This window comes from Oerskovia flava, assembly GCF_026163685.1.
GTDB classification, from domain to species: domain Bacteria; phylum Actinomycetota; class Actinomycetes; order Actinomycetales; family Cellulomonadaceae; genus Oerskovia_A; species Oerskovia_A flava.
Genome location: NZ_JAOXSR010000003.1, coordinates 150,800 through 173,515, shown reverse-complemented (window position 1 = coordinate 173,515; position 22,716 = coordinate 150,800). Strand labels below are relative to the sequence as shown.

The 22,716-nt window shown below is 74.5% G+C and carries 23 protein-coding genes; 9 read left to right on the top strand and 14 right to left on the bottom strand.

The window, feature by feature from the left end; translation table 11 throughout:
- Positions 1–117: 117 nt before the first annotated feature.
- From OHL10_RS07725 to OHL10_RS07700, 6 genes are all read right to left on the bottom strand, one after another.
- A complete protein-coding gene (locus OHL10_RS07725) occupies positions 118–933 on the bottom strand; it encodes an ABC transporter ATP-binding protein (RefSeq protein WP_265521622.1) in 816 nt (271 codons plus the stop codon).
- Positions 930–1,970, bottom strand: a complete 1,041-nt coding sequence (locus tag OHL10_RS07720; protein WP_265521621.1) for a FecCD family ABC transporter permease — start codon at positions 1,968–1,970, stop codon at positions 930–932. The genes OHL10_RS07725 and OHL10_RS07720 overlap by 4 nt, the downstream gene beginning before the upstream one ends.
- Complete coding sequence (locus OHL10_RS07715; RefSeq protein WP_265521620.1) at positions 1,967–3,019, bottom strand: FecCD family ABC transporter permease; 1,053 nt, start codon at positions 3,017–3,019, stop codon at positions 1,967–1,969. The genes OHL10_RS07720 and OHL10_RS07715 overlap by 4 nt, the downstream gene beginning before the upstream one ends.
- Before the next feature lie 8 nt (positions 3,020–3,027).
- On the bottom strand, positions 3,028–4,119 hold the full coding sequence (locus OHL10_RS07710; RefSeq protein WP_265521619.1) for an ABC transporter substrate-binding protein: 1,092 nt from the start codon (positions 4,117–4,119) through the stop codon (positions 3,028–3,030).
- 154 nt (positions 4,120–4,273) lie between these two features.
- Positions 4,274–5,671, bottom strand: coding sequence for a sensor histidine kinase (locus OHL10_RS07705; RefSeq protein ID WP_265521618.1), 1,398 nt, complete (start codon positions 5,669–5,671; stop codon positions 4,274–4,276).
- Positions 5,668–6,330, bottom strand: a complete 663-nt coding sequence (locus OHL10_RS07700; protein WP_265521617.1) for a response regulator transcription factor — start codon at positions 6,328–6,330, stop codon at positions 5,668–5,670. The genes OHL10_RS07705 and OHL10_RS07700 overlap by 4 nt, the downstream gene beginning before the upstream one ends.
- Before the next feature lie 104 nt (positions 6,331–6,434).
- On the opposite strand from OHL10_RS07700, the gene OHL10_RS07695 reads away from it, so the two are divergent.
- Genes OHL10_RS07695 through OHL10_RS07685 form a run of 3 tightly spaced genes read left to right on the top strand, consistent with a single transcriptional unit; the run spans position 6,435 to position 9,530 of the window.
- The gene (locus tag OHL10_RS07695) at positions 6,435–7,685 is read left to right on the top strand and encodes a LolA family protein (protein ID WP_265521616.1); all 1,251 of its coding nucleotides are present in this window, start codon (positions 6,435–6,437) and stop codon (positions 7,683–7,685) included.
- The gene (locus tag OHL10_RS07690; RefSeq protein WP_265521615.1) at positions 7,682–8,656 is read left to right on the top strand and encodes an ABC transporter ATP-binding protein; all 975 of its coding nucleotides are present in this window, start codon (positions 7,682–7,684) and stop codon (positions 8,654–8,656) included. The genes OHL10_RS07695 and OHL10_RS07690 overlap by 4 nt, the downstream gene beginning before the upstream one ends.
- Positions 8,643–9,530, top strand: coding sequence for an ABC transporter permease (locus OHL10_RS07685; RefSeq protein WP_265521614.1), 888 nt, complete (start codon positions 8,643–8,645; stop codon positions 9,528–9,530). The genes OHL10_RS07690 and OHL10_RS07685 overlap by 14 nt, the downstream gene beginning before the upstream one ends.
- A 24-nt stretch (positions 9,531–9,554) precedes the next feature.
- Here the strand turns inward: OHL10_RS07685 and OHL10_RS07680 are convergent, their stop codons facing one another.
- Positions 9,555–10,553, bottom strand: coding sequence for an adenosine deaminase (locus OHL10_RS07680; protein ID WP_265521613.1), 999 nt, complete (start codon positions 10,551–10,553; stop codon positions 9,555–9,557).
- 95 nt (positions 10,554–10,648) lie between these two features.
- Between OHL10_RS07680 and OHL10_RS07675 the strand changes: the two genes are divergently transcribed.
- The 3 genes from OHL10_RS07675 (at position 10,649) to OHL10_RS07665 (ending at position 12,410) form a co-directional block, all read left to right on the top strand.
- Entirely contained in the window at positions 10,649–11,305 is a 657-nt protein-coding gene (locus tag OHL10_RS07675) for an NAD(P)H-binding protein (RefSeq protein ID WP_265521612.1), read from the top strand.
- Positions 11,306–11,370: 65 nt separating this feature from the next.
- Positions 11,371–11,697 (top strand): hypothetical protein, encoded by a 327-nt coding sequence (locus OHL10_RS07670; RefSeq protein ID WP_265521611.1) that lies wholly within the window; start codon positions 11,371–11,373, stop codon positions 11,695–11,697.
- A 2-nt stretch (positions 11,698–11,699) separates the two neighbouring features.
- Positions 11,700–12,410 (top strand): DUF429 domain-containing protein, encoded by a 711-nt coding sequence (locus OHL10_RS07665; RefSeq protein ID WP_265521610.1) that lies wholly within the window; start codon positions 11,700–11,702, stop codon positions 12,408–12,410.
- Between the two features lie 37 nt (positions 12,411–12,447).
- Here OHL10_RS07665 and OHL10_RS07660 read toward each other — a convergent pair whose 3' ends face one another.
- From OHL10_RS07660 to OHL10_RS07645, 4 genes are all read right to left on the bottom strand, one after another.
- Complete coding sequence (locus tag OHL10_RS07660; protein WP_265521609.1) at positions 12,448–13,089, bottom strand: dihydrofolate reductase family protein; 642 nt, start codon at positions 13,087–13,089, stop codon at positions 12,448–12,450.
- Between the two features lie 185 nt (positions 13,090–13,274).
- Positions 13,275–15,005, bottom strand: coding sequence for a M20/M25/M40 family metallo-hydrolase (locus OHL10_RS07655; RefSeq protein WP_265521608.1), 1,731 nt, complete (start codon positions 15,003–15,005; stop codon positions 13,275–13,277).
- A 158-nt stretch (positions 15,006–15,163) separates the two neighbouring features.
- Positions 15,164–15,988: a hypothetical protein gene (locus OHL10_RS07650; protein ID WP_265521607.1), complete on the bottom strand. Its 825-nt coding sequence runs from the start codon at positions 15,986–15,988 to the stop codon at positions 15,164–15,166.
- A gap of 10 nt (positions 15,989–15,998) precedes the next feature.
- Positions 15,999–17,051 carry a zinc-binding metallopeptidase family protein gene (locus OHL10_RS07645; protein ID WP_265521606.1) on the bottom strand — a complete coding sequence of 351 codons (1,053 nt, stop codon included), beginning with the start codon at positions 17,049–17,051 and terminating at the stop codon, positions 15,999–16,001.
- Positions 17,052–17,099: 48 nt separating this feature from the next.
- On the opposite strand from OHL10_RS07645, the gene OHL10_RS07640 reads away from it, so the two are divergent.
- Positions 17,100–18,347 (top strand): exonuclease domain-containing protein, encoded by a 1,248-nt coding sequence (locus OHL10_RS07640; RefSeq protein ID WP_265521605.1) that lies wholly within the window; start codon positions 17,100–17,102, stop codon positions 18,345–18,347.
- Positions 18,348–18,406: 59 nt separating this feature from the next.
- On the opposite strand, the gene OHL10_RS07635 is transcribed toward OHL10_RS07640, so the two are convergent.
- Both OHL10_RS07635 and OHL10_RS07630 read right to left on the bottom strand, forming a co-directional pair.
- Entirely contained in the window at positions 18,407–19,930 is a 1,524-nt protein-coding gene (locus tag OHL10_RS07635; protein ID WP_265521604.1) for an amidohydrolase, read from the bottom strand.
- A 68-nt stretch (positions 19,931–19,998) separates the two neighbouring features.
- Positions 19,999–20,445 (bottom strand): PASTA domain-containing protein, encoded by a 447-nt coding sequence (locus OHL10_RS07630; protein ID WP_265521603.1) that lies wholly within the window; start codon positions 20,443–20,445, stop codon positions 19,999–20,001.
- A 134-nt stretch (positions 20,446–20,579) separates the two neighbouring features.
- On the opposite strand from OHL10_RS07630, the gene OHL10_RS07625 reads away from it, so the two are divergent.
- Complete coding sequence (locus OHL10_RS07625) at positions 20,580–21,527, top strand: hypothetical protein (RefSeq protein WP_265521602.1); 948 nt, start codon at positions 20,580–20,582, stop codon at positions 21,525–21,527.
- A 56-nt stretch (positions 21,528–21,583) separates the two neighbouring features.
- Positions 21,584–22,009 carry an Hsp20/alpha crystallin family protein gene (locus OHL10_RS07620; protein WP_265521601.1) on the top strand — a complete coding sequence of 142 codons (426 nt, stop codon included), beginning with the start codon at positions 21,584–21,586 and terminating at the stop codon, positions 22,007–22,009.
- 152 nt (positions 22,010–22,161) lie between these two features.
- Here OHL10_RS07620 and OHL10_RS07615 read toward each other — a convergent pair whose 3' ends face one another.
- The gene (locus tag OHL10_RS07615; protein ID WP_265521600.1) at positions 22,162–22,635 is read right to left on the bottom strand and encodes an AAA family ATPase; all 474 of its coding nucleotides are present in this window, start codon (positions 22,633–22,635) and stop codon (positions 22,162–22,164) included.
- Positions 22,636–22,716: the final 81 nt, after the last annotated feature.

Below are 22,716 nucleotides of genomic sequence, written 5' to 3'. Positions count from 1 at the left end.
GTCTGCTGGTGGTCGGAGGCGGCCCCGGAGGGCCACCTACTCGGAGATGAGGAGTCCATGGGCAAAGACGATACGGGTTCGGGGGCCCGAGGTTCCAGCGGGAGGTTCGGAGCCCGTTCAGCGACCCACCAGCGGCACGACCAGCGGGGTACGGGACTCCGGGTCCTCGATGACGCGGCAGCGCAGGTCGAACACCTCGCTCATGCGCTTCGCCGTGACGACGTCGTGCGGGTCGCCCGTCGCGACGATCCGCCCCTCGCGCATCGCGATCATGTGGGTCGCGTAGCGGGCGGCGAAGTTGAGGTCGTGCAGGACCGCGACGACCGTGCGGCCCGCCAGGTGCAGCTGCGCGCACAGGTCGAGCACCTCGACCTGGTGGGTGATGTCGAGGAACGTCGTCGGCTCGTCGAGGAGCAGCAGATCGGTGTCCTGCGCGAGGATCATCGCGATCCACACCCGCTGCCGCTGCCCGCCCGAGAGCTCGGCGACCTTCCGGTCCGCGAGGTCGGTGGTGCCCGTCGCGTCCAGGGCGTCGCGCACGGCGTCGGAGTCCGCGGCCGACCACTGCCGGAGCAGGGTCTGGTACGGGTAGCGTCCGCGCCCGACGAGGTCACGGACCGTGATGCCCTCGGGGGCGATCGGGCTCTGCGGCAGCAGCGCGAGGCGCCGCGCGACCTCCTTGTTCGGGTAGTCGCCGATCGGTCGGCCCGCGAGCTCGACGACCCCGTGCCGCGGGGTGAGCGTGCGGCCCAGGGCACGCAGGAGAGTGGACTTGCCGCACCCGTTCGGGCCGACGATGACCGTGAACGACCCGGCGGGCACCTCGACGTCGAGGCCGTCGACGACGACCCGCTGGTCGTACGCGAGGCGCAGGTCCCGGCCCCGCAACGGCGCGTCGCCGGTCTCGAGGGGTTCCGTGCTCGGTGCCTTCATGTCGTTCCTCTTCTCCATTCGCGCACCAGCAGCGCGGCGAGGTACACCCCGCCGAGCCCGGCGGTCACGATCCCTGTGGGTAGCGGCGAGGTCCACGGCAGGTGGACGGCGAGCAGGTCGGCGACGCTCAGGAGCAGCGCTCCGAGCGCCGCGGCGACGACGAGCCCCGGCCCGGTCGACAGGGTGAGCCGGCGGCCCACCTGAGGTGCGACGAGCGCGACGAACGCGATCGGCCCCGCGACGACGACCGCGGCCGCCGACAGCCCGACGCCCACCGCCACGGCGCCGGCCCGCACCCGCCCCGGCCGCGACCCGAGGGCGAGCGCGACGTCGTCGCCCATCTCGACCTGCTGCAGCCCGCGGGTGCACAGCAGCGCGAGCACCACGAGGACCACGAGCGCCACGGCGACGAGGGTCACGTCCGACCAGCTGCGCGCCGCGAGGCTGCCGCTGATCCAGGCCGCGATCTCGGTGGCGTCCTCCCGCCGCGCCCGGGTCATCGCGTACTGGACGAACGCGATCGCCATCGCACCCACCCCGATGCCGATGACCACCATGCGGTAGGGAGCGGCGAAGCCCCGGCCGGAGCCGAGGAGCACGAGCCCGACGGCGACGGCTCCGCCGAGCAGCGCCCCGACCGGCACGGGGACGACGCCGGGCCACACGAGCGACGTCGCGACCGCGCCCGCGGCAGCGCCGGCGTTGAGCCCGATGATGTCCGGGCTCCCGAGGGGGTTGCGGGTCACCGACTGGAAGATCGCCCCGGACATGCCGAGCGCGGCGCCGGCGCCGATCGCGACGAGGGCCCGCGGCAGCCGGTTGTCGAACACGGTCCACTGCTCGATCCGCGACCCCTCGCCGGCGAGCACCGCGGGGAGCGCGCGGAGCGCGACGCCGAGCTCGCCGAGCGTCAGCGCGAGGAGCGTCGCGACGCCCACCCCCAGCAGCGCGAGGACGGCGACGCCGGTCGCACGACGGTTCCACGGCAGGGCGAGGCCGGGCAGGGTGAGCCAGCGGCCGGCGTCGGGCGCGCTCACAGCCCGCTCCCGCTGCGCCGCACGGCGAAGTAGAGCACCGGTGCGCCGAGGAACGCGGTGACGACGCCGACCATCAGCTCGCCGGGGCGGGCCACGACGCGGCCCAGGACGTCGGCGCCCAGCAGCAGGACCGGGCCGAGGGCGACGCAGTAGGCGAGGAGCCAGCGGTGGTCGGAGCCGGTCACGGCGCGCACGATGTGCGGCACGGCGAGGCCGACGAAGGCGATCGGGCCGACGGCGGCGGTCGCCACCCCGCAGAGCACGGTCGCGACGACCGCGCCGACGAGGCGGGTGCGACCGGCGCTCGCGCCGAGGGCGCGGGCGGTCTCGTCCCCGAGCGCGAGGGTGTTCAGGGGCCGACCGAGCAGGAGCGCGACGACGAGGGCGGCGACGACGACCGGCCAGATCATCGTCACGGTGCTCGGCGGGTGGCCGGCGATCGAGCCCACCACCCAGAAGCGGTAGCTCTCGAAGACGGTCGGGTTCGTGAAGGCGATCGCCTGCACGTACGCCGTGAGCGCCGCGGTGATCGCGGCGCCGGCGAGGATGAGGCGCACGGGCGTCGGTCCGCCACGACCGGACCCGACGAGGTAGACCACGACGGCGGCGCCGAACGCCCCGAGGACCGCGACGGGCAGGACCGCGACGCCGACCATCATGGAGCCCGTGACGGCCGTGACCGTGACGACGGCGGCCGCGGCGCCCGCGTTGACGCCGAGCAGGCCGGGATCACCGAGCGGGTTGCGGGTGATGCCCTGGATCAGCGCGCCCGCGACGGCGAGCGCCGCACCGACGAGCAGGCCGAGGATCGTGCGCGGCACGCGGGAGGCGACGACCGTCGTCGCGAACGAGTCGTCGGGCGCGACGAGCGCGCGCCACACCGCGTCGAGCGGCAGCGGGTTGGAGCCGACCGCCAGGCTCAGGCCCGTCACCAGCGCCGCGAGGGCGAGGGCCCCGGCGAGACCGGCCGCGAGCGCCCAGCCGGGACGCCGACGGCGCGCACGGGGCTCGGCCCCGGCTCGCGCGCCGTCGGTCGTCGTGGGGTGCACCGGGACGGTCAGTCCTCGACCTGCGCGACGGCGTCCGCGATGAGCGGGACGTACTCGTCGAGCGCCCACGGGACGCTCAGGGGTGTGCCGGTCGTGACGGCCATGCCGAGCTGGGTGTCGAGCATGGGGACGTACGCGCCGGAGGCGAACGCGGGGATCGAGGCGAAGAGCGGCTGCGCCTCGGTCACCTCCTGCTCCTCGGCGGTGTTGAACCAGGTGAAGAGGAGCTCGACGTCGTCGAGGCGGTCGGCGTTCTCGAGGCCCCAGTCGACCGTGAAGCTGCCGGCCGGCGGCTCGAGGTCCGCCACGGACGGGGCGAGCTCGAAGCCGAGCCCCAGCAAGGTGTCGATCCGGGGGTCGCCCGGCACGTAGACGCTCAGGGCGCCCTGCTCGTTGCCGCCGTAGACGTAGGCGATCTGCGTGCCGGCGAAGTCGGGGTTCTCGGCGGCCGCGTCGGCGAGCGCCTGGTCGATCCCGTCGACGAGCCCGGCCGCCTCGTCCGGCTTGCCGAGGGCTGCGGCGACGATCTCGATCTGCTCGTCGATCGGCGTGATCCACGGGCCCTCGGGGTAGGCGACGACGTCGGTGAAGGCCGCGAGCTGGTCGTAGGTCGCCTGGTCGATGCCGGTCTGCGGCGCGAGGACCAGGTCCGGCTCGAGGGCGACGATCGCCTCGACGTCGAGCTCCGGGTACATGGTGATGGCCTCGGGCAGCTCGGCCCCCGCCTCCTCGACGGCGTCGACGAACCAGGGGCGCAGGCGGTTCTCGTCGCCGGCCCAGTCGTCGGCCTCGACGCCCACGGGCACGACACCGAGGGACACCGCGATGTCGTCGGCCCCCCAGCCGAGCGTCACGACCCGCTCGGGGGCCTCGGTGATCTCGGCGGTGCCGAGCGCTCCTTCGAGGGTGACCGGGAACGCGCCCTCGGCGGTCGGTGCCTCGTCCGACCCAGCATCCGTGTCGTCGGTGCCGGTCGCGTCGTCGGTGCCGCCGCAGGCTGCGAGGACGAGCGCGAGGGTGGCAGCGGTGGCTGCGGTGGTGATGAGCTCGCGGGACCGGGTCCGGCGGCGAGAGGTGGTGCGGTGCAGGTGTGCGCGCACGGGTGCTCCTCGAAGGATGTGGATGGTGCGGCGGGGCGAGCCGACGAGCCGCCGACGGCGGGCCGAGGCAAGGCTAACCTCAGCACCCGCCCGCCCCCAACCCCGACTACCTCACACCTGGCACCTCACCCCAGGCCGCCGAGGTGGGGGGAGGTCAGGAGCGCGGGAGGTGGACCTCGGCGCGGAGGCCGCCCAGCGCGGAGGTGGTCAGCGTGACGTCGCCGCCGTGCTGGCGCGCGGTCTCGCGGGCGATCGCGAGCCCGAGCCCCGTGCCGCCCGCGTCCCGCTCGCGCGCCTCGTCGAGCCGCGTGAAGCGCTCGAACACCCGCTCGCGGTCCTGCGGGTCGATGCCCGGCCCGTCGTCGTCGACGCCCAGCGCACCGTCCCCGACCGTGACCTCCACCCGCGTCGCCGCGTGACGGGCGGCGTTGTCGACGAGGTTGCGCAGCACCCGCCCGACGGCGGCCAGTTCCCCCCGTGCCCGGCCGGCCCCCCGGACCTCGACGTCCAGGCCGCCACCCGCGCCCGCACCCGACGCGCGGACCACCTCGCGCGCGAGGTCACCGAGGTCGATCTCCTCGTGGACGACCGGCAGCGCGCCGAGCCGGGCGAGGACGAGGAGGTCGTCGACGAGCGCACCGAGGCGCAGCACCTCGTCGGTCAGCTCGGCGGCCAGCTCACCGGTCGGGTAGGCGTCCGGGTGCAGGCGTGCGACCTCGACGCTCGCGCGCAGCCCCGCGACGGGCGAGCGCAGCTCGTGGGCCGCGTCGGCGACGAACGACCGCTGCCGCGCCTCGGCGGCGCGCAGGCTGTCGAGCATCGCGTTGAGCGTGCGGGCGAGCGCGCCCAGCTCGTCGTCCGCGCGCGGCACGGGCAGCGACCCGGGCCCGCCGGACCGCGCGATCGCGTCGGCCCCGCGCCGCAGCTCCTCCACCGGCGCGAGCGCGCGCCCGAGCACGAGCCAGATCACCCCCGCCGCGACGAACGTCAGCAGCGGCACGACCAGCGCGAGGGAGAGCCGCAGCGCACGCACCACGCCCTCGACCTCGCGCAGCGGCATGCTCGCGACGGCCGTGACCTCCCCGTGCCGGGCCGCCCCGTCCCCGGCCGCCTCGCCCGGGCGCACCGCGGGCACGACGGCGACCCGCGCCGAGGAGTCGTAGGCGCTGCGGTCCGTGGTGCGCACCAAGGGCTCCCCGGTCGTCACCGCCTCGGCGCGCAGCGCGGCGAGCTCGTCGGCCGGGACGATCGGCAGGGTGCGGCTCGCCGACCCCGACGACGCGAGGACCTCTCCCCCGGGCCCGAGGAGCTGGGCGACCTCCCCCGGCTCGGCGACGGGCAGCACGTCGGGCACCTGGTCGCTCTCGGCCAGCCGCGCCACGAGCAGCGCCCGGTCGCGCGCGACGTCGTCCAGTGCCGCGAGCCGCCCCTGCGAGACGACCCACGACAGCAGGAAGGCCCCCGCGACGAGCGCGACCGCGAGGAGCAGCGCCGCGAGCGCGGTGAGCCGGGCGCGCAGGGACAGCCCGCGGCGTCGGGCGCCGTCGGTCACGTCGGCGGCACCACCATGCGGTACCCGGCCCCGCGCACAGTCTCGATGACGCGCTGGCCGAGCTTGCGCCGCAGGTACCCGACGTACACCTCGACGATGTTGAGGTCGTCGCCGACGGCGTCCCACACGTGGTCGCGCAGCTCGCTCTTGCTCACCACGTGGCCGGGGCGCCGCATGAAGTACTCGAGCAGGGCGAACTCGCGGGCCGTCGTCGCGACCTCGTACCCGCGCTGGGTGACGACCCGCGTCGCAGGGTCGAGCGTGAGCTCGCCGACCGTGAGGACGGCGGGGCGCGCCTGGGCGCCGCGCCGCACCAGCGCCCGCACGCGCGCGACGAGCTCGACGAACGAGAAGGGCTTGGTGAGGTAGTCGTCGGCACCGACGTCCAGTCCGTCGGCGATGTCGTACTCGCCGTCCTTGGCACTGAGGATGAGCACGGGAGTCCACACCTCGAGCGCGCGCAGCCGCGTCACGAGGTCGTACCCGTTGAGGCCGGGGAGCATGATGTCGACGAGGACGGCGTCGAACTCCCCGGACGCCGCGAGGTCGAGGCCCCGCCGGCCGTCGAGCGCGACGTCCACCGCGAAGCCCTCCGCGAGGAGCCCACGACGCAGCGCGCGGGCGACGCCCCGCTCGTCCTCGACCACCAGCACGCGCACGCGGCCAGCATGTCACCGCCCGCGCCGTCGGCGCGCGCGGGACGCGCCCTGCCCGCGGTCACTCTCTCAGCGTCGTCTCAGGTCGCCTGTGCGACGGTGGCGTCATGGCATCCACCGCTCCCGCCCGGTCCCTGTCCCCCCGTGCCCGCTGGGCCGTCCCGGCGGGCGTGGCCGCCGTCGTCGCCGGCGCGTTCGTGGCGCCGTCGGTCATCGCCTCGGCGAGCTCCGACCTGCCCGAGCTCACCCCCGCCGAGCTGCTCGTGAAGGTCGCCGAGGCCGAGCCGGTCCCGCTGTCCGGCACGGTGGTCTACACCGCGCGCCTCGGCCTGCCCGACCTCCCGCTGAGCGAGGTGCAGGGCGCGAGCCCGCTCGACCTGCTGGGCGGCAGCTCCACGATCCGGCTGTGGTCGGACGGCGAGGACCGCTCGCGCGCCGCCCTGCTCGGCTCCCTGTCCGAGTTCTCGGTCGTCCGGGACGGGCCGCAGGCGTGGACGTACTCGTCCAGCGACGACGAGGTGGTGCACTACACGGTCGACGCGGACGACCTGGAGCGGTACGGCGAGCTCGACGACGCCGCCAGGTCCGGCGCGGCCCCCGAGGTCGCGGGCGACCTGCCGACCCCGGCCGAGGCCGCCGACGCGCTGCTCGCCTACGCTGCGCTGTCCACCGACGTCTCCGTCGGCACGGCCACCCAGGTCGCGGGCCGCGACGCCTACCAGCTCGGGCTCGTGCCCCGCACCGACGGCACGCTCGTCGACCGCGTGCTCGTGGCGGTCGACGCCGAGACCTCCGCGCCGCTGCGCGTCCAGGTGTGGGCCACCGGGGACACCCAGACCCCCGCACTGGAGGTCGGGTTCACCGACGTGTCGTTCACCGCGCCGGACGACGCGGTCTTCGACTTCACCGCACCCCCGGGCGCGACGACGACCGAGGTCGAGGTACCGCTGCCCGACCCCGCCGACCACGAGGGCACCGACCCCGAGGACCTCAAGGATCTCGGCGCGTTCGACGGCGTCGCCGTCAGCGGGTTCGGGTGGGAGACCGTCGTCGAGGTCGAGGGCGTGGACATCGAGGGCCTGCTCGCCGGTGACCCCGCCGCCGCCACCGCGCTGCCCGGGATGGACCGCAGCTTCGGCTCCGAGGGCGCCCAGGACCTCTACGGCGAGCTCGTCGGCGAGGAAGGCACCGTGCCGGGTGTCCCCGAGATCGACGCCGCCGCGCTCTACGACCAGCTCACGCAGGAGGTCCCCGAGGGCCGTCTGCTCACCTCGGCCCTGCTGTCCGTGCTCGTGACCGACGACGGCCGCGTCCTCGCCGGGGCCGTCCCCGCCGAGGTCCTGCGCGACCTCGCATGACGGGGCCATCAGCACCCGCCGACGGGACGGCAGCGGAGCCCGCCGTCCGCACCCGCGGCCTGACCAAGCGCTTCCGCTCCGGTCAGGTCGCGGTGGACGGGATCGACCTCGAGGTGCCGCACGGCGCGATCTACGGGTTCCTCGGGCCGAACGGGTCCGGCAAGACGACCACGCTGCGCATGGTGCTGGGACTGGTGAGCCCGACGTCGGGCACGACGACCCTCCTCGGCGAGACGATGCCGGGCGCCGGGCCGCGGGTCCTGCCCCACGTCGGGGCGCTCGTCGAGGGCCCGGCGTTCCACCCGTACCTCTCGGGGCGGGCCAACCTCGACCGGCTCGACGCCGCCGACGCGACCGCCGACCCCCGCAGCCGCGACCTGCGGGCCGCCGCGGCGCTCGAACGCGTCGGCCTCGGCGCCGCCGCGCGCAAGCCCTACCGGCAGTACTCGCTCGGCATGAAGCAGCGCCTCGGCCTGGCCGCGGCGCTGCTGCGTCCGCGCGACCTGCTCGTCCTCGACGAGCCGACCAACGGCCTCGACCCGCAGGGCACGCGCGAGGTGCGCCACCTGCTGCGCGAGCTGGCCGACGCCGGGACGACCGTCCTCGTGTCGTCGCACCTGCTCGGGGAGATCGAGCAGGTGTGCACGCACGTCGGGGTCATGAGCCGTGGCCGGCTGCTCGTGCAGGGGCCGCCTGAGCAGCTCGCGACCGACGGCGAGAGCACCGTGGCCGTCACCACGACCGCACCCTGCCTCGACGGCGCCACCCAGCTCCTCGCCGACCTCGGGCTGACCGGGGTGCGCCGCGACGGACGCACGCTCACCGCCCGGCTCGGGATGGTCGCACCGGAGAAGATCTCCGCCGCGATGGTCGGCGCCGGACTCGATCTCGTGGGACTCGAGGTCCGGCGCCCCCGCCTGGAGACGCTGTTCGTCGAGCTCACCGGGGAGGGTTTTGATGTCGCTCGCTGACCTCGCCGCGGCCGAGAGGCCCGGCGCGCCCGCCGAGACGCCCGCTCCCCCGCGCGGCGCGTTCGGCCGGCTCCTGCGCAGCGAGCTGCGGCTCGTGCTCGGGCGCCGCCGCAACCTCGTGCTGCTCGTCGGGCTCGCCCTCGTGCCCGTCCTCCTCGGCACCGTCCTGTTCGTCACGCGCGACACCGCGATCAGCGCGGGCGGCCCGCCGTTCGTCGACCGCGTCACGGGCAACGGGCTGTTCCTCGTCCTCACGGCCCTCGTCGCGTGCCTGCCGCTGCTGCTGCCGCTCGTCATCGGCATCGTCAGCGGCGACGCCGTCGCGGGCGAGGCCCAGGCCGGCACCCTGCGCTACCTGCTGCTCCTGCCCGTCCCGCGCACCCGGCTCCTCGCCGCGAAGGCGCTCGCCGTGCTCGTGTTCGCGGCCTGCACGGTGCTCGCGATCGCCCTGTCGGGGCTCGTGACGGGCGCGGCGTACTTCGGGATCGGTGACGTCACGCTGCTGTCCGGGGACACGGTCTCCGCCGCCGAGGGCCTGGCCCGGACGGCCGGGATCGTGGCGTACGTGGGGCTGTCCCTCACGGGGCTCGTCGCTCTCGGGCTGTTCTTCTCGACGCTCACCGAGGTGCCCGTCGCGGCGATGGCGGCGACCGTCGTCGTCGCGATCGTCTCCGGCGTGCTCGACGCGCTGCCGCAGCTCTCCGCGATCCACGGCGCGCTGCTCACCCACCACTGGCTCGACGTCGGTGAGCTGCTGCGCACCCAGATCGACCTCGGTGTGCTCGGTCAGGGCCTGGCGGTCCAGGGTGCGTGGGTCGCGATCTTCGGGGCGCTCGCCTGGAGCCGCTTCACCACGGCAGACGTCAGCTCCTGACGCCCGGCCGGGGAGCCCGACCGGCTACCCGGCCGCCCACTCCTCGATCTCCTCGAGCAGGGCGTCACGCCGGGCGGGAGGCAGGAAGGCCGAGCGGACGGAGTTCGCGGCCAGGCGGGCGCGGTCCGCGACGCTCAGGTCGAACGTCCGGGTCACAGCGCCGACGGCGTCGTCGAGGTAGCCCCCGAAGTACGCCGGGTCGTCGGAGTGCACCGACACGTTGAGGCCGCGGCGCAGCATCTCCGGCAGCGGGTGGTCGCCGAGCGTGTCCACGGCGCGCAGCCGCACGTTCGACAGCGGGCACACCGTCAGCGGCGTGCGCTCCGTCACGAGCCGGTCCACCAGCGCCGGGTCCTCCAGGCTGCGGATACCGTGGTCGATGCGCTCGGCCCCCAGCAGGTCCAGGGCCTCCCAGACGTACGACGGCGGCCCCTCCTCGCCCGCGTGCGCGATCCGGCGCAGCCCCGCGGCCCGGGCACGCTCGTAGAGCGCCACGAACAGCGACGGCGGGTACCCGACCTCGGCGGAGTCGAGGCCGATGCCGACGATCGGCGCGTCCATCGCGAGCAGGTCCTCCAGGACGCCCAGCGCCTCGTCGGCCGGCCGGTCGCGCAGGAACGCCGCGACGAGCAGCGTCGAGACGCCGAACTCCTCCTCGCTCGTCTCGAGCACGCCCGCGATGCCCCCGATGCAGGTCTCGAGGTCCACCCCGCGCACCAGGTGGGCCTGCGGGTCGACCATGATCTCCGCGTGCCGGACGCCGCCCGCGGCCGCGCGGGCGAGGTAGGCGCGCGTCATGTCGGCGAAGTCCTCGACGGTCCGCAGCACGGCCATGTTCGCGTAGTACAGGTCGAGGAAGGACTGCAGGTCGGTGAACTCGTACTGCGCCCGCAGCTGCGCCGCGTCACGGTAGGGCAGCTCGACACCGTTGCGCTCCGCGAGCGCCAGCACGAGCTCCGGCTCGAGCGTGCCCTCGATGTGCAGGTGGAGCTCGGCGGACGGCGGGACGGATGCGGTGACCATCGCCTCAACCTATCGAGGTGCCCCTGACTGGCGCGACGGACCCGATGGCGGCAGCGTGGAGGAATCGCACACCGACACCCCCTGGAGGACGACGCATGAAGGTCGCACTGATCGGCGCCCACGGCAAGGTCGGGCGCCTGGCCATCCCGCTGCTCGTCGAGCACGGCGCGAGCGTCAGCGGTGTCGTGCGCTCCGAGAGCCAGCTGCCGCTGGTCACCGAGCTCGGTGGTGAGCCGCTGCTGCTCGACGTCGAGCACGCCTCGACCGAGGAGATCACCGCCGCTCTGCAGGGACACGACGCCGTCGTGTGGTCCGCCGGCGCGGGCGGCGGCAACCCCGACCGGACGTACGCCGTCGACCGGGACGCCGCGCAGCGCACGATGGACGCGGCCGCCGCGGCCGGCGCCCAGCGCTACGTCATGGTGTCGTGGATCGGCTCGCTGCCGGACCACGGCGTCCCCGAGGACAGCTCCTTCTTCGCCTACGCCGACGCGAAGCTCGCCGCGGACGACCACCTGCGCGGCACCGAACTGGACTGGACGATCCTCGGCCCCGGCACGCTGACGACCGACACCCCGACCGGCACGATCCGCGTCCTGGCGGACGACGAGCGCCCCACCGGTGCCGAGAGCAACGTCTCCCGCGCGAACGTCGCGCTCGTCGTCGCGGAGGTGCTGCGCCGACCCTCGACGGTCGGCCGCTTCATCCGCTTCACCGACGGCGAGACGCCCGTCCCCGAGGCGTTCGCCTGAGCGGCGGCCAGGGCGCCGGCCGGACCGCCCCTCGGATCGTCGGCGTCTACGACGCGGACGGCGGCGTGCTCGGGGAGCTGCGCTACGTCGTCGGGCACCTCGCCGGGCGCGCGCACTGCGCCCTGTGCGACATCACGCACTCCCCGGTCCGCCGCAAGCGCGCCTGGGACGCCATGGTCGCCCGGACGGGTCTCGCGGTGCAGCTGCTGCACCGCGACGAGGTCCCTGCCGACCTCGTCGCGGCGCTCGCGGGCACGCGCCTGCCGCTCGTCGCGGCGGTGCCCGACGACGGCCGGGTCACCGTGCTCCTCGACGCGGCGGCGCTCGAGGAGATGGACGGGTCCGTCGAGGCCTTCGAGATCGCGCTCGTCGGCGCGCTGGCCGGGTCCTGAGCATGGTCGCCGGGCTGGGTGCCGACGCGTGCCCCGGCGGGTGGGTGGGTGTCCGTCTGGTCGAGGCCGGGGACGGGGCGTCGCCGGTCGACGTGGACGCCTTTCACGCCGCGACGATCGCGGAACTCGTCGAGGCCGCCACGCCGCCCGACGGCGAGCTCGCCGTGGTGGGGATCGACATCCCCGTCGGGCTGCCGGACGCGTCGGTGCGGGCAGCCGACGTCGAGGTCCGCCGGCTGCTGGGCCCGCGTCGCTCCTCGGTCTTCATGACCCCGACCCGGGCCGCCCTGGGCGAGCCCACCCACGCCCTGGCGTCGGCGACGAACGTCATGCGGACGGGCCTCGGCATCTCGCAGCAGGCCTACCACCTGCGGACGAAGATCTTCGACGTCGACGGGTGGGTCCGCGGCGACGACCGGCCGCGCGTGGTGGAGGTGCACCCCGAGCTGAGCTTCCGCCTGATGGCCGGGGCCCCGCTCGAGGCGGCGAAGAAGACGTGGGCCGGTCAGGTGTGGCGGCGTGACCTGCTCACGGCCGCGGACGTGGAGCTGCCCCGCGACCTGGGCGGGCTGGGCCGCGCCGCGCCCGACGACGTGCTCGACGCCGCGGCCGCGGCCTGGTCGGCGCTGCGCGTCGCACGTGGCGAGGCCGTCAGCCACCCGGACGAGCCCGAGCGCTTCAGCGACGGGTGGCCTGCCGCGATCTGGGGCTGACGGCCGACGCCCGGCGCACCCCGTCAGCACGCCTGCGTCAGCGGACGGCTTCGCGGCCGTCCTCGACGACGAACTCCCTGCCCTGCTGCTCGGCCCGCTCGGTGGGACGCAGCACCTGGTAGATCCCACCGGCCTGCGTGGTGCGCACCTCGGCAACGGTGAACGTGGACGGTGCGGCTCCGGCGTCGAACAGGCGCTTTCCCTCGCCCAGCACCACGGGGAAGGTGAGGAGCCGGTACTCGTCGACGAGCCCGGCGTCGTGCAGGGTCCGGACCAGGCCGTGGCTGCCGTGCACCTGGAGCTCACCGCCGGGCTTCGCCTTGAGGGCACGGACGGCGTCGAGCACGTCGCCCTCGACGAGGTGCGCGCCCGGCCACGTCACCTCCGTGAGCGTCGTGGAGACCACGTGCTTCGGGAGCGAGTTGAGCTGCGTCGCGACGAGGTTGTCCGGGTCCGTGACCTGCGGCCAGTAGCCGTGCATCATCTCGTAGGTCGTGCGGCCGAAGAGGACCTCGCCGGTGAGCCGGAACCAGCCGTCGACGATCTCGCCGAACTCCTCGTCGGCGAACGGCACCATCCACCCGCCGCTCTCGAAACCGCCGCTGCGGTCCTCGTCGGGCCCCCCGGGCCCCTGCATCACACCGTCCAGGGACAAGAACTCGTGCACCGTGAGCTTCATGGTCTTCTCTCTCCTCCCGTCGACCCTCGCGTCGTCAGGTTCACCCATCAGACCGCCACCTCCGACGAAACTCATCGCGGCCCGCCCCTCTCCCCCAGAACGACCCTCCTAGCGGCCGAACACGAGATTGGTGCCGTTCTCGCACGCAGAACGGCACCAACCTCGTGTTCGGCGGGAGGCTCTCGCTAGTTGCAGGAGGTGGCCTCGTACGGGACTTCGTAGCGCTGGTAGACCGGGTCGCCATTGCGCCACTGGTACGCGATGACCGTCGCCGTGCCCGCCTCGACGGACGACGACCGGGTGGTGAACGACTGGTAGGCGTTCCTGCCCGGCGCGAGCGCGTCGAACTTCTTGTCACCGAACGGCGTGACGAGCCGGACGTCGGTCGGTGCGGCCTCACCGTTGGCCCCGGTCAGAGCGACGTACGCCGTCCCGGCGAGGCACCGCGTGGTGGCGCGCACGTCGTCGATCCGCGGGGACCCGACCCCGTTGACGGCGAACGTGTCCTCCGCGAGCGACGCGGTGGCGTACGCGATCGCCTTCGACATGATGTCGAGCGCGGTGGGGTCGACGTTCTCGATCGTGTCGGCCGGCGAGTGATAGTTCGGGTCGTAGAAGACGCCCTCGGTCCCGCCGAAGAGCGCGACCTCCTCGGCGGTCTTGGACCCGTCGGCGCCGGTGAACAGCCCCGAGGCGGGGATGCCGTTGGTGATGAACGCCTGGTAGTCGGAACGCCCGGAGAACTCGGTGTCCACCCACGGCTGGTCGATCGAGTCGAAGTAGTCGGTGAAGACGGACTCGGTCTCGACCGAGCCGTCGGGCACCGGGACGGGCGCCGGGTAGGTCGACTCGTCGGCGTCGTACACCCCGATGACGTAGTTCGGCGAACCGACCATGTCGAAGTTGAGGTACGTCGCGATGTCGTCGAGCGCGGCCGGGTCGTTCTCGACGAGGTCCTCGACGTAGTGCCAGGAGCCGATGAGGCCGACCTCCTCGGCGCCCCACCACGCGAACCGGACCTGGTTCTCGAGGTCCCCGGTCTCCGCGAGGCGGACCGCGGTCTCGAGGATCGCGGCGGAGCCGGACCCGTTGTCGTTGATGCCCGGGCCGTCCTCGACGCTGTCGAGGTGCGCGCCGACCATCACGACGTTGTCCGCGCGGCCCGTCGGGGTCTCGGCGAGCACGTTGAAGGTCTCGAACGTCTGCAGCGACGTCTGCAGCACGTACGTCGCGTCGACCGGCCCCTCGGCGAGCACGGCGAGGATGGCCTGGCCCTGCTCCTGGGTGAGGCCGACCGTCGGGACCCATGCGTCGTTCTCGGCGCCGAGCGTCGGGTTCAGCACGCCCGCGGCGTTGTTGTAGAGCACGACGGCGGACGCCCCCGCTCCGGCCGCGGCGGCGACCTTGTCGGCGAACGGGCAGGTCCCGCGGCTGACGAGGGCGACTGCGGCGTCGGCGTCGACACCGTCCCAGGCGGTGGCGTCGCACCCGTGGCGCAGCTCGTCCGCGGGCTCGACGAGCGGGCCGGTGACGCCACCCGCCGGGGTGTCGGGCGCGAACGCCGCGGGGTACCCGATGAGGTCGATCTCGACGCCGGGCACGGTCAGCTCGTACTCGTCGACAACCTCTTCCTCGAACGTGAAGTACTGGCGCTCGGGTGTGTACCCGGCAGCGGTGAGCACCTGCTCGACGTAGACGGCGGCCGCCTCGTAGCCGGGTGTCTCGAGCGCACGGTTGCCGCCGTGGGCGTCGGCGATGTCCTGGAACGCTTCCAGGTGCTCCATGACGGCCGCGCCCGTGACGAGATCCTCGATGGGTACGGGGTCTTCGGCGGCGGCGGGCGGACCCACCAGGCCGGCGAAGGCGAGGGTGCACACGGCACCGGTAGCGGACACGGCGATCGTTCGAGCTCTCACACGTCCTCCTCGACTGGTCCCCCCGCCGACCCCCCTCCCGTACGAACGCGTACGGGCATGCACGAGCAGAGCCCAGGCGCGCGCACGACGCACCGTTGTGCGAAGGTTCGTGAAGTGCGAGCGTATGGCCTGGATGCGGGCTGCGGAAGACCCCGTCCTCAGGGGAGGGGCAGCCTGGGGCGCAGGCCGAGCGCCGTCTCTCGCAGCCCGAGCGCGGTCGCGCGCCACGTCGCGGCGCGGGCGACGATCACGCCGATCTCGCTCTCGTCGGCCGGGACGTGCACGACCGGCACACCGCGGTCGACGGCCGTGCGGCAGATCGCGTCCGCGGCGCCGGGGAACGCGAGCTGCAGCAGCACCGCCGTCGTGCTGGCCGTCGCCTCGCCCTGGCCGAACCGGCGCCGGTAGACGATCTCGGACACGACCCGGTCCAGGAGCGACGGGCGGTCGTCCTGCCCGACGTCGGTGCTCGGCTCCGCGATGAGGTCCACCAGCTCGTCGGGCACCGGGACGACCGCCAGGTAGAGCGAGACGACGAGCTCGGAGATCTTGCGCAGGACCCAGCTCCGGCCGGGCAGCGGCGGCAGGACGCCCAGGTACTGGGCGAGGTTGGCCTCGAGCGCGTCGGCGGACAGGCTCGCCCAGGCGGGCTGCGTGCGGATCTCGACGACGCGCTCCCACTCGACCTCGTCGCCGTCGAGCCCGACCTTCGTGGGACCGGCGTGCACGGACCCGAACCGGTCCAGGAGGTCCAGCGGCCGGGTCGCGACGCGCGGGACGTACGGCACCTGCCGCACGAGACCCGCGACGGAGGCGTCCCACTCGGCGGTGAGGGGGTACGTCGGGCGCGGGTAGACCTCCAGCGCGCGGGCGACCCAGTCGGCGACGAGGTCGTCGGTCAGGGACACCCGGGGCGCACGCAGCCGGAGCACGGAGAGGCGGGGCAGCGGGAGTCTCGGCACGGGGAGGCGCGGCAGGGGCACGACGCGGATGCTACCGACGCGCGGCGACGACGTCGTGCACGAACGAGAGCTTCTCCCGCACCGGCTTCGTGATGACGAACGGGTACAGGTCGTCCTTGCCCATGGACCGGTTGATCTGGTTGAACGCGATCGCGAGCGGGTGCCAGACGTCGAGGATGCGGTCGATCCCCATCTCCCGGTAGCCCGTGGACGAGTACCCCGGCGCCGTCGTGAGCGCCCCGAGCAGCTCGGGCGCGAGCTTGTCACCGATGAGGCCGCCGAGGCTCATGCCGAACGACGCCGCGGTCTGCAAGGTGTCCGTGATGTGCAGGTAGTGGGCCCAGGTCTCGGCGAAGTCCTCCCACGGGTGCATGGTGGCGTACTCGGAGATGTAGTCGTCCTGCCAGCCGTCGGGCGGGCCCTCGGAGTAGTGCCTCTGCAGGGCGGCCTTGTACGGCGTCGAGTCGTCGCCGAACAGCTCACGGCACCGGGCGAGCAGCGGGGTTCCCGAGACCAGCACCTGCCAGTAGTAGTGCCCGATCTCGTGACGGAAGTGCCCGAGCATCGTGCGGTACGGCTCCCCGAGCTTGACGCGCAACGACTCTCGGTAGGCGTCGCCGACCTCGGACAGGTCGATCGTCACGACACCGTTCGCGTGCCCGATCGTCACCCGCGGGCCGGTCGTCGAGGACAGCAGGTCGAACGCCAGGCCGCCGTCGACCTCGTCGTGGCCGGTGATCGGCAGGTCGTTCTCCAGCAGCTGGAACAGCAGGCGCCGCTCGGCGAACAGCGCGAGGGAGTACTGCTCCGTCGCGAGCTCGTCGCCGGGGTGCGGGTGGCGGCGCACGAGGCGGCACGCGATGCAGAAGGCACCCTCGCCGTCGGGCACGAGCCAGTTGCAGCCGATCGCGGTGTTCGCGCACGGGACCCGCCGGACGCCCTCCCAGCGGGCGGCGCCGTCGTCGTCGAGCGCGCGCATGCGGTCGATGCCGTGGACGTATCCCAGCGGCGACGCGCAGAACAGGCAGGTCCGGTCGTCGAACCCGACGAGGCTCCCGCACCGGGAGCAGGAGAAGGCGCGCACACCGCACGGTAACCCCTGGACGGGTCCGGACCTGGCATCCTGGTCCCCGTGCCCGGTTTCGCTGTCGTCGACCTCGAGACCACGGGCTTCTCCTCCCGCCTGCACGACCGCGTCGCCGAGGTCGCCGTCGTCCTCCTCGACGAGGCGGGCCGGGTGGAGGAGGAGTGGTGCACCCTCGTCAATCCCGAGCGCGACCTCGGCCCGCAGCACGTGCACGGGATCGCCGCGGCCGACGTCGTGCTCGCGCCGACGTTCGCCGTCGTCGGGCCCGTGCTCGCGGAGCTCCTCGCGGGGCGGGTGCTCGTCGCGCACAACGCGAGCTTCGACACCCGGTTCCTGCGCGCGGAGTTCGCGCGCGCGGGCCTGGGCGTGAGCATCGACCCGCTGGCGTGCCTGTGCACCATGCAGCTCGCCGGCACGTACCTGCCGTCCGCCGCGCGCGGGCTGGCGCGGCTGTGCGAGGCCGCGGGCGTGGTGCACGACGGCGCGCACTCGGCCCTCGGGGACGCCCGCGCCACCGCGGGGCTGCTGCAGTTCTACCTCGGCGCCGGTCCCCACGACCCGTGGTGGGGCACCGCGTTCCAGGCCGCGGCGGAGGCCGGGGTCCCCGCCCGGCCGGGTGGTGGCGACGGGTTCGTGCCCGTGCAGCGCGGCGCGAGCCGGCCGACGCGGCACTGGCTCAGCGGGCTGGACGAGACGCCGGCGGGCACGCCGGGTGCGGCGGCGGACGCCGGTGCCGTCGAGCGGTACCTCGCCCTGCTCGACGACGCCCTGCTCGACCGGTACGTCTCGGTGACGGAGCGGGTCGAGCTGCTCGCGGCGGTACGGGCGGCGCGGCTCGGGCGCGCCGAGGTGGAGGAGCTGCACCGGGGGTACCTCGAGGCGGTGGCCCGCACCCGCCTCGCCGACGGTCTCCCGGCCGACGAGGTCGTGGGCGACCTGCACACCGTCGCCGGGCAGGTCGGCCTCGACGTCGACGAGGTCCAGACCGCGATCGAGCGCGCGTTCGCCGGCGGAGAGGCACGGCGCGCGGGCCGGCCGCGGTTCGTGCTGCGCAGCGGTGACGAGGTGGTCTTCACGGGATCCATGGCACGCCCGCGCGACGACTGGGAGGACGACGCCCGCGCCGCGGGGCTGGCCCCCTGGGCGTACGTGACGAAGCGGACCCGGCTCGTGGTCGCCGCCGACCCGGACTCGTTGTCCACCAAGGCCCGCACCGCCCGCCGGTACGGCATCCCCGTCGTCGGCGAGGGCGCCTTCACGGACCTGCTGGTGGCCGGCGCACGCGTGCGCTGAAGTCGCCGGGAACCGAGATCACCCCCGGGGGCCGAGGTCGCCGGGAGCCGTGGCCTCGGTCAGAACGTGCGGTGCGTCCAGCGCCCGCCGAGGAGCGTGCCCGCGACGGGCAGGTCCCGCAGCGAGGCGCCCGGCGCCAGCGGGTCGGCGTCGAGGATCGCGAGGTCGGCCTGGTGCCCGGCAGCGATGGTGAGCGGGACGCCGTCGACCGACGCCGCGAGCGCCGTGCGCACGTCGATCCGCTGCTCGGGGTGCCAGGGGTCGCGTCCGTCGCGGGCGCGGTGCACGGCCGCGTCGATCGCGACCCACGGGTCGAGCGGGGCGACGGGCGCGTCCGAGCCGAGCGTGAGGCGCACCCCGGCCGCGACGAGGTCGGCCAGGGGGAACGCCCGGCCGGTGCGGCCGGCCCAGTAGATGTCGGCGACGTCCCGGTCGTCCATGGCGTGCTCGGGCTGGACGCTCGCGGTGAGACCGAGCGCTGCCAGGCGAGGGACGTCGTCGGGCAGGAGGAGCTGGGCGTGCTCGACCGAGCCGCGCGCGCCGCTCGCGGCGAACGCGTCGAGCGCGAACGTGTTGGCCCGGTCGCCGATCGCGTGGATCGCGCACGTCAGGCCGTGGGCGCGGGCGTGGCGCATGAGCGGGACGAGCTCGTCGGGCGCGACGGTGAGCATGCCGTGGTCGTGCGACCCGACGACCTCGGGGTACGGGTCGGCGCAGAACGCGGTGCGGGTGTTGAGCGAGCCGTCCGTGATGACCTTGAGCGGCCCCTGGGCGACGAGACCGCCGGTGCCGGCCACGACGTCGCCGGTGTGCAGCTCCTCGCGCAGCACGCGGTCGAGATGGGGCTCCCACACGCCGGCGCGCACCCGCAGCGCGTCGAACCCGGCGGCCGCGCGGCGGCGCCAGACGCTGAGGTTGTCCGCGATCTCCAGGTCGACCACCCCGACGACACCGCGCGCGGCCGCCGCCCGGCCCGCCTCGGCGACCCAGCCGTCGACGACGTCGGTCGGCACCTGGTCGAGCGTGCCCTGCAGCGCCATCCACTCGTCCTCGCGCAGCACGCCCGTCGGGTGGTCGGTGATGCCCAGGAACCGCAGACCGGCCGTGCTGGCCCAGGCGCAGTGCAGGTCGCCCGAGACGAGCACCACCGGGAGGCCGCCGGCGACCTCGTCGAGGAGGGTCGCCGTCGGGGCGTCGGGCCACAGCCCGTCACGGAACCCGAAGCCCACGAGCGGGGTGGGCGACGTCGGTGGTCCCCCGCGGTGGGCGGCGTCGACGTGGAGCCGCTCGCGCACGAGGTCCACGACCTGGGCGGCGGACGTCGCGGCCGAGAGGTCGAGCCGGCGCCGCGCCAGCGCCCACTGCGTGAGGTGGACGTGCGCGTCCCACAGCCCGGGCACGACCGTGCGGCCGTCCAGGTCGATCGACTCGACCGCGCCGCGGGGTGACGTGCCGTCGGGCTCGACCGCGGTGGCGTGGCCGTCGGGCTCGACGGCGATGACCTGACCGTGGCGCACGACGATCGTCACGCGGTCAGTGGCCCCCGCGAGGCGTGCGCCGGTCAGGCGGAAGGTGTCGTACATGGGTGTCTCTCTCGTCCGCGGCGCGGGTGCTGCTGACGGGAGAGTACGCGGCGCGCGGGTCCGGTGCGTTACGGGCAGCGCTGGCCGGGCGGCAGGCCCGTCACCGTGACGACCGTCCCACCGGCGACGAAGGCACCCGCAGCCGGGTCCTGCCCGCAGACCTTCCACGCCGAACGGGGCGGGACCGTGCGGTCCCTACCGCTGGCGTCGACGAGGTCGAGCCTGATCTCCGGGGTGTCGGAGAAGACCGCCACGGCGTCGCGGACCGTGCCACTGGCGGCGTCGGGGACCTCGAACCACGGGGCGATGTCGACGTCGAGCCGGACGCCGTCTGCCGACAGTGGCGGACCGTCCGGGACGGTCGGACCGGGATCTGTCGGGTCGGGGTCCGGGGTGGGGACGGGCGCCGTCGGGCTCGGCTCGCCGGGCTGACCGGGGCCACCCTCGGGCGGTGCGCAGGCGCCGAGGAACAGTCCCACGGCAAGACAACTACTGACGATCACGACGCGGCGCACTGTTCCCCCTGAACAACGATGGTCGCTCTCAGGGTACGGGGCGGTCGGGATTCGCGCCTGGGCGCGGGTCGGAGACCGTGGCGGCGGGCGCTGACCTGCCTGCAGCCGGGCGCCCGCGGTGGCACAGTGAGGTGATGAGCAGGCGCGGGCCCGGCCCGGACGACACCGACCCCGTCAGCGCCCTGTTCGCGCTGCCGCTCGAGGAGTTCGTCGCCGCCCGCGACGCGGTTGCCGCGCGGTTCGCCGCGGACGGGGACGCGGATGCTGCGAAGTCCGTGAAGGCCCTCAAGAAGCCGACCGTCGCGGCGTGGGTCGCCAACCGGGTCGCGCGCACGTGGGCCGCCGAGGTCGCGGACCTCGCCGCGCTGGGCGACCGGCTCCGTGCCGCGACGCGCGATCGCGACCGGTCGCGGCTGCGCAGCCTCGACCAGGAACGCCGCGACCGCGTCGGTGCGCTGGTGGACGAGATCGCGCGGACCGGCGAGATCGACGGTCGCCAGGTCACGGCGGACTCCCTGCGCAAGCTCGCCGAGACCCTGGGAGCAGCCGTCGCCGACCCGGGCGCCGCCGCGGCCGTCCGCGCCGGCCGGCTGTCACGGACCCTCCAGCACGTGGGGTTCGGGCTCGTCGACGAGGACGGCGAGCCCGCGGACTTCGAGGACGCCGAGGATGCCGAGGACGGCACGGCGGAGGACGCCGCGGTCGAGGACGCCGAGCCCGGAGAGGACGAGGCCGGGCGGGAGGCGTCGGAGGAGGCGCGGGCGCGCGCGGCCGCGCAGGCCGAGGAGCGGGCCGCGGAGGTCGCCGCGGCGCAGCGGGCCGAGGACGACGCGCGCACCGCCGTCGGCGAGCTGGAGGCGGAGCACGAGCACCTCACGGCGAAGGTGGAGCGGCTGTCGGCGAAGCTCGCGAAGGCGACGGACGCGCGCGACCGGACCGCCGACGAGCTGGCGCAGGCACGCCACGCGCTCGACCGCGCGGTCGCTGCGCGCGAGAACGCGGACGGCGGCGGCCACGGTGAAGGCAATGGTGGCGGGACGGGTCGGGACGTTCGTCGAGGGCGAACCCGGAACCGGAATTGAGCCGGGGTGGCTCAAGTTGTACCGGTCAGAGGTTCCACCCCACCAGAGGAGAGATCATGACCGCCACGCTCACCACCCCGCTCGTCGACGTCGACCGCGCCCTGCGCCTGTGGACCGCCCGCTCCGCGGCCGCGTCCGACGGGTACTCGCCCGCCGCCGACGTGTACCAGGACGGCGAGGACCTCGTCGCGCGGTTCGACCTGCCCGGGATCGACCCGGCGCAGGACGTCACCGTCGAGGTCGAGGGCCGCAAGCTCGTCGTCCGCGGCGAGCGCAAGGACCAGCGCACCGAGGAGTCCGAGGGCCGTCGCGTCCGCGAGGTCCGGTTCGGCGAGTTCCGCCGCGTCGTGACCCTGCCGCGTACCGCCGAGGCCGACGCCGTGCGCGCCGCCTACGACGCTGGCGTCCTGACCATCACGGTCGCCGGCGTGTACGCCGGCACGACGCCGCAGCGCATCGAGGTCACGACGAACGCCGCGTGACCTCCCGGGCGGCCGGTGAACCCGGCCGCCCGCACAGACCCCGGGACGCGAGCCACCCCCCTTCAGCTCGCGGCCCGGTGACCCGACGGGGCCGGCGCACGCCGGCCCCGTTCGCGTTGCCCACCCGCACGATGTCCCGATGTCCTCAATTCTTAGGACATCGGTTGCGGACCGCTCTGGTGCCCGGGCCGCAGCAGGTGCTCGATCTCGGCCGTCAGCTCGGAGACCGGGCGGCGCCCGTCGAGCTCGACGTCCGCTCCCGCGCGGAGCAGGGGCTCGACCTCGACGACGTAGCGGCGGATCTCGGCCTGGTCCTCAGGCGAGCGCCCGTACGGGTTGGTCGTGCGTGTCGTGACCCGCTCGATCAGCACCTCGACGGGTGCGCTGAGCAGCACGACGTGCTCGAACCGGTCGTAGAACGCGCCCTGGTTCTCCACCGTGCCGGACACCACCACGTCCGGGTGCTCGGCGAGGAAGGTCGACATCCGCGCCTCGTCCCAGAAGCCGGTCGGGCGCTCCCACCCGCCGACGTCGGTCTCGAGCGTCCGGTGCCCGCGCCGCGCGAGCTCGTCGAGCAGGGTCGTCTTCCCCGCACCCGACATGCCCGTCACCAGGATCCGCGCCACACCTGGAGGGTAGACCCCGCGTCGCCGCGAAGGCTTGTCCACAGAACGGGACATGGGGTTTCGCCGCCACCGACGGTTTGG